This window comes from Streptomyces sp. NPDC090032 (assembly GCF_044748025.1).
GTDB lineage: Bacteria > Actinomycetota > Actinomycetes > Streptomycetales > Streptomycetaceae > Streptomyces.
The window spans coordinates 268231-280290 of sequence record NZ_JBIVFF010000002.1 but is presented as its reverse complement, the minus strand read 5'-3'; the positions used below and the strand labels follow the sequence as shown (position 1 = coordinate 280290).

Annotated in this window: 9 protein-coding genes; 2 read left to right on the top strand and 7 right to left on the bottom strand. The window is 70.9% G+C overall.

Features of this window, described 5'->3' with window-relative positions; translation table 11 throughout:
• Nucleotide 1: 1 nt before the first annotated feature.
• Nucleotides 2-694 (bottom strand): TetR/AcrR family transcriptional regulator, encoded by a 693-nt coding sequence (locus ACIPWY_RS04995; RefSeq protein WP_362904997.1) that lies wholly within the window; start codon nucleotides 692-694, stop codon nucleotides 2-4.
• Between the two features lie 117 nt (nucleotides 695-811).
• On the opposite strand from ACIPWY_RS04995, the gene ACIPWY_RS04990 reads away from it, so the two are divergent.
• Together ACIPWY_RS04990 and ACIPWY_RS04985 are read left to right on the top strand one after the other, a co-directional pair.
• Nucleotides 812-2290 (top strand): APC family permease, encoded by a 1479-nt coding sequence (locus tag ACIPWY_RS04990; RefSeq protein ID WP_362904999.1) that lies wholly within the window; start codon nucleotides 812-814, stop codon nucleotides 2288-2290.
• A 39-nt stretch (nucleotides 2291-2329) separates the two neighbouring features.
• Nucleotides 2330-3982 (top strand): amidohydrolase, encoded by a 1653-nt coding sequence (locus ACIPWY_RS04985; RefSeq protein WP_401532252.1) that lies wholly within the window; start codon nucleotides 2330-2332, stop codon nucleotides 3980-3982.
• Nucleotides 3983-4005: 23 nt separating this feature from the next.
• On the opposite strand, the gene ACIPWY_RS04980 is transcribed toward ACIPWY_RS04985, so the two are convergent.
• The 6 genes from ACIPWY_RS04980 to ACIPWY_RS04955 all read right to left on the bottom strand — a co-directional run bounded on the left by ACIPWY_RS04980 (nucleotide 4006) and on the right by ACIPWY_RS04955 (nucleotide 12059).
• Nucleotides 4006-4962, bottom strand: a complete 957-nt coding sequence (locus ACIPWY_RS04980; RefSeq protein WP_401532249.1) for a formylglycine-generating enzyme family protein — start codon at nucleotides 4960-4962, stop codon at nucleotides 4006-4008.
• Nucleotides 4963-5063: 101 nt separating this feature from the next.
• Nucleotides 5064-6632: an alpha-L-fucosidase gene (locus ACIPWY_RS04975; protein ID WP_401532247.1), complete on the bottom strand. Its 1569-nt coding sequence runs from the start codon at nucleotides 6630-6632 to the stop codon at nucleotides 5064-5066.
• A 33-nt stretch (nucleotides 6633-6665) separates the two neighbouring features.
• Nucleotides 6666-8552, bottom strand: a complete 1887-nt coding sequence (locus ACIPWY_RS04970) for a family 20 glycosylhydrolase (protein ID WP_401532245.1) — start codon at nucleotides 8550-8552, stop codon at nucleotides 6666-6668.
• A 191-nt stretch (nucleotides 8553-8743) separates the two neighbouring features.
• The gene (locus tag ACIPWY_RS04965) at nucleotides 8744-11107 is read right to left on the bottom strand and encodes an alpha-L-fucosidase (RefSeq protein WP_401532243.1); all 2364 of its coding nucleotides are present in this window, start codon (nucleotides 11105-11107) and stop codon (nucleotides 8744-8746) included.
• 247 nt (nucleotides 11108-11354) lie between these two features.
• A complete protein-coding gene (locus tag ACIPWY_RS04960; protein WP_362905009.1) occupies nucleotides 11355-11834 on the bottom strand; it encodes a GNAT family N-acetyltransferase in 480 nt (159 codons plus the stop codon).
• A gap of 51 nt (nucleotides 11835-11885) precedes the next feature.
• Complete coding sequence (locus tag ACIPWY_RS04955; RefSeq protein ID WP_362905011.1) at nucleotides 11886-12059, bottom strand: hypothetical protein; 174 nt, start codon at nucleotides 12057-12059, stop codon at nucleotides 11886-11888.
• Nucleotide 12060 lies beyond the last annotated feature (1 nt).

Sequence of the window (12060 nt, the reverse complement as noted above, 5' to 3'; positions counted from 1 at the left end):
CTCAGCGCGGCGCCTGGGCCGCCAGCGCCGAGAGCAGCAGTTCAAGCGCCGTCTCGAAGGAGCTCTGCGCCATGATGGGCAGGTGCTCGCGCACGGCGGCCAGTCGGGGATGCAAGTCCGCCGGCAGTGACTGGTACGTGTCCGTCCAGGCGCTGTGGTCCTGGGCCCGCCGCTCGGGCGGCAGCGCCAGATGAGCGGCGTCCAGGGCCGCGTGCCCGAGCGCGGTGTCGACGAACGCGGCGTAGTACCGCACAGCCGTGGCGTCGTCGAAGCCCGCGCTCAGCAGCAGCCCGATACCGGTCTCCACGGCCCGGACCTCGTTGATCCTACGGGTCACCCGATACGCGGCCAGGGCGGCGATCCGGGGGTGTTCGCTGTAGGCGCGGTGGATCCGGCGCGCCATGTTCCGCAGGTTCGCGACCCAGTCGTCGCCGGGCTCGAAGCCGTCCATGCTCTCGCCGATGATCCGGTCGGCGACGGCGAGAAGCAGGTCGTCCGTGTTGTGGAAATAGCGGTACACCGCGCTGGGGTCGCAGCCGAGCGCGGCGCCCAGCCTGCGCACGCTCAGCGCGTCGGGCCCGTGCTGCGCGACGAGCCGCAGCGCGCAGTCGACGATCAGGTCACCGGAGAGCAGCACCCCCGACTTGGTCGGCTTGCGGCGCCGCCGCTCCACCGGAATCCGCCCCTCGGTCATCCCGAAATCCCTTCCGTCGCGCCGCCCGTCCCCTTATGTCAACACCATTGACGCAACATTGACAAGGCCTGTTTGATCGCACCCTCCCTCCCCTCCTCCGGTTTCAGGAGTGTCCGAATGAGCAGCGAACCCCCTGGCCTGCGCCGTTCCCTCGGTGTCGTCGACGGCGTCGCCATCGCCGCGTCCAGCACCGCCGCCACCACCAGCATCGGGATCGGCATGGGCGCGCTCGCCGCGACGGTGGGCCTCCAGGCCCCGGCGGTCCTGCTCGTGGCGTTCCTGCCGATCCTGGGCATCGCCTCCGCGTACGCCCGCCTCAACCGCTCCGAGCCGAACATGGGCAGCGGCTACGTGTGGGTCGGCAAGTCGCTCGGCCCGTGGCCCGGCTTCATCACGGGCTGGGTCACCCTGATCGGCACGGTGATCTTCATGGCGTACACCAGCGCCGTCACCGGGTCGGTCTTCCTCCAGTTCGCGAACAAGGCCGGCTGGCACCACGCCCTCGGCCTCACGCTCGACCCGAACTCGACGGCCCTGAGCACGGTGGTCGGCCTCGTGGTCCTGGCAGTCGTGACGTACACGGCGATCACCGGCGTCCGCAAGGCCACGCGGCTGCAGACCTGGCTGCTCGTCTTCGAGTACGCGGTCCTGCTCGCGTTCTGCGGCTGGGCCCTGGTGTCGGGCGACCACGCCTTCCAGTGGTCGTGGCTGAACCCGTTCGCGATCCACGACGGCACGGCGTTCGCGCAGGGCCTCGTCCTCGCGGTGTTCTTCTTCTGGGGCTGGGACGCGGCGTTCAGCGTCACGGAGGAGACGAAGAACGTGCGGGACGCCGGCCGGGGCGGCTTCATCGCGCTGTTCACGATGCTCGCGATGTTCCTCTACGGGGCCGTGGCCTTCCAGCGCGAGATGAGCCTGCCCGAGCTGATCGCCCAGGGCCCGCAGGGCCTCACCTACCTCGGCGCGAAGCTCGCCGACGAGCCGTGGGCGACACTGCCGCTGCTCGCGCTGATGTTCTCGGCGGTGGCCTCGCTCCAGTCCAGCGTCATCCCGACGGCCCGCGGCCTGCTCGCCATGGGCCGCGACCGCACGATGGGCGAGGTGTGGACGCGCGTCAGTCCCCGCTACGGCTCCCCCGCCCAGGGCACCGTCCTGATCATGTCGATCTCGGCCGGGGTCTCCCTGCTCGCCCTGGCCATCCCCAAGCTCAACGAGATGATCCTGGCCGCCGTGAACTCCATCGGCCTGGTCGTCGCCCTGTACTACGGCCTGACGGCGCTCGCCTGCGCGGTCCGCTTCCGCTCCGCCCTGCGCGGGCCGCTGTCCGGGGCGCTGCGCGCGGTCGTGGCGCCCGCGGTCAGCGGGATCGCGCTCCTCGGCATCGGCGTCTACCTCGCCCGCTCGTACGTGACGATGAGCGACCGCTTCGAACTCAGCCCGGACAACGGGTGGTTCATGCTGTCGGTACCGCTCGCCATCGTCGCGTCCGGTGTGGCGATGGCCGCGTACGCCAAGTACGTGCGCCGCTCCCCGTACTTCGTCACGGGCCGTGGCACCGCTCCCGAGACGGTCCCGTTGGCCACCGAACGTTCCTGACCAGCCCCCTTCCCCTCACACCCCAAGGAGTCACGTCCCATGCCCGACACCGCACCCGCCGATCTGGTCTTCACCGGCGGCCCGGTCCACACCCTCTCCCCCGCCCGGTCGCGCGCGACCTCCGTCGCCGTGCGCGGCGAGCGGATCGTCGCCGTGGGCCACGACGACGTACGCGAACTCATCGGCCCGGCCACCGAAGTGGTGAACCTGGCAGGCAAGTTGCTCGTCCCCGGCTTCCAGGACGCGCACGCGCATCCGGTGGGCGGCGGCATGGAGCTGGGCCAGTGCGACCTGAGCGGGGAGACGACCCTCGACGAGTACCGCCGCCGCATCACCGCGTACGCGCAGGCGCACCCCGACGACGAGTGGATCACCGGTGGCGGCTGGTCGATGGAGGCGTTCCCCGGCGGCCTGCCCACGGCCGCGGAGCTCGACTCCCTCGTGCCCGACCGGCCGGTCTACCTCGTCAACCGTGACCACCACGGCGCCTGGGTCAACTCCCGCGCCCTGCGACTCGCCGGGATCGACGCCCGCACGCCCGACCCCGCCGACGGCCGCATCGAGCGCGACGCGGACGGCACTCCGACCGGCATGCTCCAGGAGGGCGCGGCGAACCTGATCGGCCGGCTGCTGCCGCCCGTCACCCTGGAGCAGAAGATCACCGGCCTGCTGCGCGCCCAGGCACTGATGCACTCCCTGGGCGTCACCGCATGGCAGGACGCCCTCCTCGGTGACCACGCCAACCTCACCGACCCCACGGACGCGTACCTCGCGACGGCCGGGGACAGCCGCCTCACGGCGCGGGTCGTCGGCTCGCTGTGGTGGGACCGTGCGCGCGGCACCGAGCAGATCGACGAGCTGGTGGCGCGGCGCGCGGCGGGCACGCGCGGGCGGCTGCGCTGCTCGACCGTGAAGATCATGCAGGACGGTGTGGCCGAGAACGGCACGGCGGCCCTCCTCGGCCCCTACCTGGACGGCTGCGGCTGCGCCTCCGACAACAGCGGCATCAGCTTCGTCCCGCCGCTCGACCTGCAGAAGTACGTCACCGAGCTGGACGCGCGCGGCTTCCAGGTGCACTTCCACGCCCTCGGGGACCGGGCCGTGCGCGAGGCCCTCGACGCGGTGGAGGCGGCGAGGCGCGCCAACGGGCGCACCGACACCCGCCCCCATCTCGCCCATCTCCAGGTGGTGCACCCCGACGACATCGGCCGGTTCAGGGAGCTGGGCGCGACGGCGAACATGCAGGCGCTGTGGGCGGCGCACGAGCCGCAGATGGACGAGCTGACGATCCCGTTCCTCGGTCCGGAGCGCAGCGCGTGGCAGTACCCGTTCGGCGATCTGCAGCGTTCGGGCGCGACGCTCGCGGCCGGCAGCGACTGGCCGGTGAGCAGCCCGGATCCCATCGAGGCCATCCATGTCGCGGTCAACCGCGTCCTGCCCGACGCGGCCCCCGGCACCGAGGTGTTCCTGCCCGGCCAGCGGATCGGCCTGGACGCGGCGCTCACCGCGTACACGGCGGGCAGCGCGTACGTGAACCACCTGGACGACGTGACGGGCTCGATCACGCCGGGCCGCCTCGCCGATCTGGCCGTGCTCGACCGGGACCCGTTCGCGGGTCCCACCGAGGAGATCGGTACGACGCGCGTCCTGGAGACGTTCGTGGGCGGGGAGCGGGTGTACGCCGCCGGGTGACCGGGACCCGGGTCTGACAGGCCCTACACGTCCGCCGCACACCGGAAGCCGCAGTTCCCACTGCTGGAGTCCGGTGTGTTGGCGGTGCGCGCGGCCACGCGGTAGCGGTTGCAGTACGAGTCGTGGCACATGTACGAGCCGCCGCGCATCACGCGCGTGTCCCCCTCGGCGGGGCCGCGCGGGTCGGTGAGCGGTCCCGCCGGGTGCTCGGCGGTGAACCGGTCGGCGACCCACTCCCACACGTTGCCGACGGTGTTGTGGAGGCCGTACGCGTTGGGCCGGTAGGCGTCGACGGGCGCCGTGCCGGTGTGCCCGTCCTCGCCGGTGTTGACGACGGGGAACTCTCCCTGCCAGATGTTGCAGCGCCAGTGGCCGCGCGGGGTCAGCTCGTCACCCCACGGGTAGCGGGCCTGGTCGAGGCCGCCGCGGGCCGCGTACTCCCACTCGGCCTCGGTGGGCAGACGCTTGCCGGCCCAGGCGGCGTAGGCGCTCGCGTCGTCCCAGCCGACGTGGATCACGGGGTGCCGCGCCCGGTCCCCGATGCCGGAGCCGGGGCCTTCCGGGGTGCGCCAGGTCGCGCCCTCGACGCCCCGCCACCAGGGAGTGCCGGCGGGCGCGGGCGTCGCGCGGGCGAGGCGGGGGTCGAGGAACCCGGCGAAGACGTACGACCAGCCGAAGCGCTCGGCGGCGGTCACGAAGCCGGTTTCCTTGACGAAGGTCGCGAACTGGGCGTTGGTGACGGCGTGTTCGTCGATCCGGAAGGGGCCGACGGTGACCTCGCGGACCGGTCCCTCGCCGTCGCCGGGGTTAGCCCGGTCGTCCTCGTTGCCCATCCGGAACGTACCTCCAGGCAGATTCGCCATGCCCTTGCCGGAGGCGCGACGGGCCGGCGGAGCGAGCGGCAGGGTTTGCGGCTCGCCGGCACCTTCACGGCGCGCGGCGCAGCAGGCCGCCTTCGGGGTCATGTCTTCCGCAGTCATGGTTCCGCCTCGTACACACGCTGGACCGGATCGGCCGATCCTCGCACGCGTGGGGTGGCCCGCACCCGGCGGGCCACCCCACACACACCTCGCTTCGCGGCTCAGACCCGGGAGCGGTACAGCCCGAACCGTGCGATGTGCGGTCCGCTGCGTCGCTGCGTGATCCGCAGGCGCCACTCGCGGGCCTTCACCGGCGCCGGCAGGACCAGGACGCGGCTCGCGCCGACCGTGCCGGCCCGCGTCACCTCCGTCCAGGCGCCGCCGACCCGCGCCTCGACGACGAACTGCTCGACCTGCTGCCCGTGCCGGATGTCCTCGGCGAGCCGGATCCGGTCGACCTCCCGCTCGGTGCCCAGGTCCACGGTTCGGGTCCCCTCGCGGTCGTCCCGCACGCGGGCGCCGGCCGCAAGATCCTCGGGCAGTTCGCGGTCGATGCGCTCGCGGAACTCCTTGAGCCGCGCCACGTCCGCGGCGGGCAGCAGGCCGTCCTTGTCCGGCGGGATGTTGAGCAGCAGCACGGAGTTGCGGCCTACGGACCGGAACCAGATGTCGGCCAACTGGTCGACGCTCTTGGGCTGTTGGTCCGCGTGGTAGAACCATCCGGGCCTGATGGAGACGTCGCACTCGGCGGGCCACCACTGGAGGTACTGGGCCACGGCGCGGGACTGCGCGAGCGCGTCACGACTGCCCTGGTCCGGCGCGTCGTACCGCAGGGCGTAGTCGACGCTCCCGTTGCCCGAGTCCTTGACCGGGACGACGCTCCACTCGTCCTCCCGCGCCAGCCCGCCCTCGTTGCCCACCCAGCGCACGTCCGGCCCGCGCACGGCCATGGTGGCACCCGGGGCGAGCGCGCGGATCACCGCGTACCAGCTGTCCCAGTCGTACGTCTCGACCTTCTCCGGCGGGATGCGGCCCTGCGCGCCGTCGAACCACACCTCGTCGACGGGCCCGTACTCGGTGAGCACCTCATAGAGCTGGTTGAGCATGTGGGCGCCGTAGTCGGTCGCGTCGAGCGTGAACGTGCGGATGTCGTCGGCGCCGGCCCGGTCGTCACCCTCGACGAGCGTGGGGATGGTGCGGGCGGAGCGCTCGCTGCCGTTGGCGTAGACGCCGTCGAGGTACTGGTTCTCGTCCGCGGGCGAGATGTAGACGCCGACCTTGATGCCGTACTTGCGCATGGAGCCGGCGAAGGAGCGCAGTACGTCGCCCTGGCCGCCGCGCCAACTGCTCGACGCGACACTGTGCTTGGTGTAGCGGGACGGGTAGAGGACGAAGCCGTCGTGGTGCTTGACCGTGAGGATGGCGAGCTTGAATCCGCCGTCGCGCAGGGCGCGTGCCCACTGGTCGGTGTCGAGCCCGGTCGGCTGGAAGACGTTGGGGTCCTCGTCGCCGGTGCCCCATTCGAGGCCGGTGAAGGTGTTCACCCCGAAGTGCAGGAAGGCGGTCTTCTCCAGGCTCTGCCAGGCGATCTGACGCTTCGTCGGGCGGACCTGGGAGGCCTTGGCGACCAGGTCCTCCGGGGAGTCCTCGGTGCTGATGGGGATGCGGAAGTGGGGTTCTTCCGCCGTGGTGCGGGTCGCCGCCGGGGTGGCCAGGGCGAGGGAGTTGCTCGACGCGGCCACGGCGGTGGTCACGGCGGCGGCCATGAAGAGTCGTCTGCTGACGGTCATCTGCGGGTGGGATCCCTTCGGGACAGCGCCGGTTCAGCGCTGGGTCAGCGTCCAGATGGTCGGGTTCTGCTGGTCGGGCGGGTTCTGCACGAGGCGTCCGTCGGATGTCGCGTCGAGGGTCATGCGCGTGACGGCGTTGGTGAGCACGTAGCCACCGCCGGCGCGGGACACCTGCCAGCGCTGAAGGGTGCTCTTCGCGTCGCAGGTCTCCTGCGTCACCGCCGAGCCGGGCTGCAGCGGCACGTTGAGGGTGAGCTTTCCGCTGCGGGTCTCCAGGCAGCTCCCGGTCGCGGTGGACTTGAGGGTGAGATAGCCGTCCGGGGTGCGGGTGAGTTCGAAGCCGGCCGCCTGGGTGTGGTGGCGCGTGTCGGCGAGGGTGTACGTGCCGTCGGCGACGGGCGGCCGGGTCAGGTCGCGCTGTCCCGGTGCCCGGCCGACGGCCTCGGCCCGTGCGGTGAAGCCGGCGTACGTCGCGTCGGGGTGCGGGTCGCTCCACGTCGCCTGCGCGATGTGGCTCAGGGGCAGCCGGGCCGCAGCGGCGACCTCGTTCTCCGTCTCGCCCCGCCCGTTGTCGGGCCACAGGCTGATCTTGGCGCCGGTGATGCCTTCGCGGGAGGCGAGCTTCTCGCCCTCGAAGCTGCGCGGATCCCACTGCTCGTCGTAGAGCTTCTGCGTGTCGGTGTGGAAGCCGCCGCGCACGAGGTAGAGGGCGTAGGCGGAGTTCATCACGGGGTAGCCCTGTGCGATGAGCTCGCTCGGCTTCACGTTGACGCCGAGCCAGTGCTCGATGGTCGTGCCGGCCGTCACCGGGACGGTGTTGGCGCCGGTGAGGCCGTCGTTCCAGATGCGCAGCCGCTTGCCCTTGCTCGCGGCGTACTCGCCAACACGGTTGACGAAGTCGATGAACGCGTCCTGGGGCGTGGCGTTCTCGCCGTACTTCTTCTTCGCGTACGCCTCGATCTGCGGGTACTTGGCGAAGTCCGAACCGAGCATGTACTCGTCGGCGCCCATGTGCCACCACTTGGCGGGGAAGACCTCGCCGTACTCGTCGATGAGGCTCTTGTAGTAGTCGAAGGCCGCGGGTGCGGTGATGTCGAGGCGGGACGGCTGCGGCTTGCCGTCGGAGTCGGTGAGCTGGAGGTCGGGGCGGTTCTCGATCCAGGGGTCCATGTGCCCCGGGGAGTTGATCTCCGGAACGATGGTGACGTGGTACTTCTCGCCGAGCGCGACGAGGCGGCGGATCTCGCTCCTGGTGTAGTAGCCCCAGGTGTTGGCCTCGGGGTGCCGGTCGCTCTTCACCTTCAGCTCGACGAGCAGCTGGTTGAGCTTGTGGTACGCCATGTCGCGCACCAGGTTCTCCATCCAGTCCGTGGAGATGTGCACGTAGCAGGCGCAGACGCCGACGCCGCGTTCCTTGTACCGGGGCACGTCGACGGTGCGTCCGGCCGGCACCTGGTCGCCCTGGGCGAGGAGCTGGAGGAGGGTGCGGGTGCCGTAGAAGGCTCCGGCTTCGGCCGCTCCGGTGATCTCGAGCCGCTGTGCGGCACGGAGTTCATAGCCCTCGGCGCCCAGGGATCCGCTCTTTGACGGCTCCACATCGACCACGATGTCGCCGGCACGGGACGGACCGCCGGTGACCCGCACGGTGCCCTTGCCCGCGGAGTGCAGGTCATCGGCGAGGGTGGCGGCGACGCGGCGCGAGGCGGCGTCGTGCGCGACCAGGCGGGCGCCGGGCCCGAAGGAGTAACTGCCTTGTTCTGGCGTCCAGTTGGTGAGGCTCGGCACGGTGCGGGGCATGGGGTCCTGGGGTGCCGCACGCGCCAGGGGGGCCGGTGCCGCAAGCAGGAGGAACGCCGCTACGGTGCCGATCAGTCGGTGTCTGCGTCGCCGGGGCGTGATCTTGGAGCTCGGATCCGTCATGAGGTCCGATGATTCAAGCCCTCGTGAGGGAGTGTCAATGGATCGTTCCTTGCAATCACTTGGACATCTCGCGGAACTCATCGGATGAATCAGAGGACTGGGTACGGCACGCACGACAGGCGGCGGACGGCCCCCGACCCGTCCGCCGCTGCTCACTCACTCACTCACTCACGGGTTCACCCCGTCATACCTCAGCCCTTCCACTCCACCTTGAACACCCACACGTGCTCGCCCGCCGCGCGTGCCGCAGCCGGAACGTCCACGACGAACTTCCCGCCCGTGGTACGCCAGTTGAGCGGACGGTCGTAGCCGAGCATCGTGACCTTGTCCCCGGCCCTGACCGGCACCGCGGCCTCGACCGTGAGCTGTGCGCCCGGCTCGGCGAGCGAATGGATGTAGAACGCCTTGTTCGGCCTGACCGTGAACCGCAGGTCCTCACCGAGCTGCGCCATCCGCGACCAGTACGTGGTGTCGTAGATGGCCTCGCCGTTGACCTTGAGCCAGTGGCCCGTCTCGCGCAGCCGGGTCTGCATGATCTCCGGGATGGTGCCGTCGGCGCGCGGCCCGATGTCGAGGAGGAAGTTGCCGTTCTTCGACACGATGTCGACGAGGCTGTGCACGACCTCCTCGGTGGTCATGTACTTGTCGTCGGGCGTCTCGGCGTTGTAGCCGTAGCTGTAGGGGTCGAGTCCGCGGCTGGACTCCCACTTGGCGACGACGGTGTTGTCGTACGTCGTGTACTCGGGTGTCGTGAAGTCGTGGAAGCCGATCCCGGAGCGGTTGTTGACGGCCACCTCGTAGGGCTTCGGGCGGTTCTTGCCGTGGTTGAAGAACTCGGCGAGGACGTTGTGCGAGTCGTTGACGCCGCCGATGTCGCACCACAGGAGCTGCGGGTCGTATTCGTGGATGAGTTCCAGCATCTGCGGGGCCTGGAGGCCCTTCACGTAGTCCTTGCCGGAGGTGTAGCCGGTGTAGGGGACGGGCTCCAGGGTGTACGGGTTGCGCGGGGCGTGCCCCATCCACGGGTTGTCGGGGTTGAACCACTCGGGCATCGAGAAGTACAGGCCGCGGTGCAGTTCGGGGGTGTAGCGGCGGGACGCCTCGAAGAGCTCCTTGATGATGTCCCGCTTGGGACCCATCTTCACGGAGTTGCGGTCCGACACCTTGGTGTCCCAGAGCGCGAAGCCCTCGTGGTGCTTCGACGTGAGGACGTGGTACTGGGCGCCCGCGTCCCGGAACAGCTCGACCCACGCGCGCGGGTCCCACTTCTTCGCGGTGAACATCGGGATGAAGTCGTCGTACGCGAAGTCCTCGCCGTACGTCGCCTTGTGGTGGGCGTACGTCGGGTTGTTCGGGTCCTGCATCTGGTCCCAGTACCACTCGGCGTACTGCTTGCCGACCGGCGCCCACGCGGGCACCGAGTAGACGCCCCAGTGGATGAAGATGCCGAACTTCGCGGAGTGGAACCAGTACGGGGCCTGGTGTCCGGAGAGGGACGCGTCGGTCGGCTCGTAGTCGGGGACACCGAGCGTGAGCTTCCTGGAGCTGGCGGCGGCCTCGTGTCCGCGCCCGGTGGCGACGACCTTGCCGTCCTGGATCGTGCCGGGCGCCGTGCCCGCGCGGTTGCGGATACCGACGCGGACGCGGGCCTGCTCACCGGGGGCGAGGCGCGTGACGCGGGCCGGCTCGACGGTGCGGGCGCCGGGCACGTCGACGCTGACGGTGAGGGCGTCGCCGGTGACGATGCCGACGGTGCCCGCGTTCACGACGGTCGCCTCGACGCTCTGCGCGCCGGTGGACTCCAGGAGCGAGAACGTGGAGCGCGCGTCGCGCAGTGCCAGCGCCCGGCCCTGCGCGGCCGGCTGGAGCGAGAGCGCGAAGACGTGCAGGGCGGTCTTGTTCTCCTCGGCCGGGTTGAGCTTGGGCAGGGTGATCGCGACGGCCTCGCGCTGCGCGTCGAGGGGTATCTCGCTGGTGCCGATGCCGACGCGGCTGGTGTCCTTGGTGCCGTCGGGCTTGTAGCGGTAGGCGGCGGAGAGGGGGCCGCCGGAGGAGTACCAGTCGGCGCCGCCGAGTCCGGCGCTCGCGGTGGAGCCGTCGGCGTAGTGGACGGTCGCGCTGCCGGACGCGTTGCCGTAACTGCCCGCGGTGAGGAACAGGGCGGACAGATAGCGACCCTTGGGCAGCTCGACGCGCTGCCCCATGGCCACGATGTTGTTCTTCGCGCCCGCCGCCGACGACGGGAAGTCGTAGGCGATCCCGTCGAGTTCGACGCGCCCCGCGGGCAGTTCCTCGCCGGGGAAGGTGTAGCCGCTGCCGTCGAAGTCGCCGCCGCGGGCGGCCGAGGTGTCGACGCCGTCGTTGTCGAAGTGGGCGTCGAGCGGAACGGGCACCGGGTCGGGGACGGGGCCCCAGACGGCGTCCGCGGAGGCGGTCCGCTCGGTGGCCGTCGCGTCGGACGCGGCCGCCGGTCCGGCGGCGACGAGCGGCACCGCGGCCACGGCGGCCATGCCCGCCGCTGTTCCGAGGACCTGGCGTCTTGGGTACGAACTCATACTCAGCACTCCCTGATGCGGCTCAAGGCTGGGCATTCATCGGAGGTCTGATGATGGTAGGGGTCCGCGGGCACGTCAATGGGCCGCGCAGAGGCGGAAGTTGAGAGAGTGATCCGATGACCTCTCATCGGCACCGAGCCCGCGGCGGGCACCCGCGACGAATGTCCGAAAACGGCCGTCTGTCAGCGGGTGCGAAGAAGGCGCGAACCAGGTCCGCGGGGACCCGGGGCTGTCGGGGGCCGGCGCGTCACAGCGCGCGGTACATGATGTGCAGCCCCACCCGGCCGTGCCGCGCGTGCTCGAACGCGTCCGGGACCGTGCCCAGGATCGTGAAGCCGAGGGAGGTCCACAGGGCGACGGCGGGGTTGGTCTCGACGACCGCGTTGAACACCATGGCGCGGTAGCCGTCGGCCTTCGCACGCTCCAGAACGTACTGCGCAAGGGTGCGGCCGATGCCGTGGCCGGCGTGGGCGGGGTCGACCATGAAGCCCGCGTTCGCGATGCCGGCGGCGGGACCGCCGTAGTTCGGCGTGACGTAGGCCGAGCCGACGACAGCGCCGTCCACCTCTGCGACGAACACACGCTTGCCCGGACCCATCCACAGGGTCCGGGCCTGCGCCTCGGGGGTGTCCGGGTCCCAGGCGTACGTCTCGCGGGATCGGACGATCCGCCGCCAGAACGGCCAGATCTGCGCCCAGTCCTTGTCCTCCGCGTCCCTGATCAGCATGTGCGTGAGTCTGGCACGCGCAGTCAGGGGCGGTTACGGGGCGGGGGTCCGTCAGTCCACGCTCGGGAGGATGTGGGGCTCGGCTAGGTCCTCCTCGTAGCCCGCGAGCCTGATCGGGGCCGAGCGGGCCCAGACGTCGAGGCTGCCCAGCTTCTCGGGCCGCCGTCCCGCGCGCTCCGTGCGTTCTCGGGGGCGCTGCTCGCGATTCGTCTTCTCTGGTGTCACC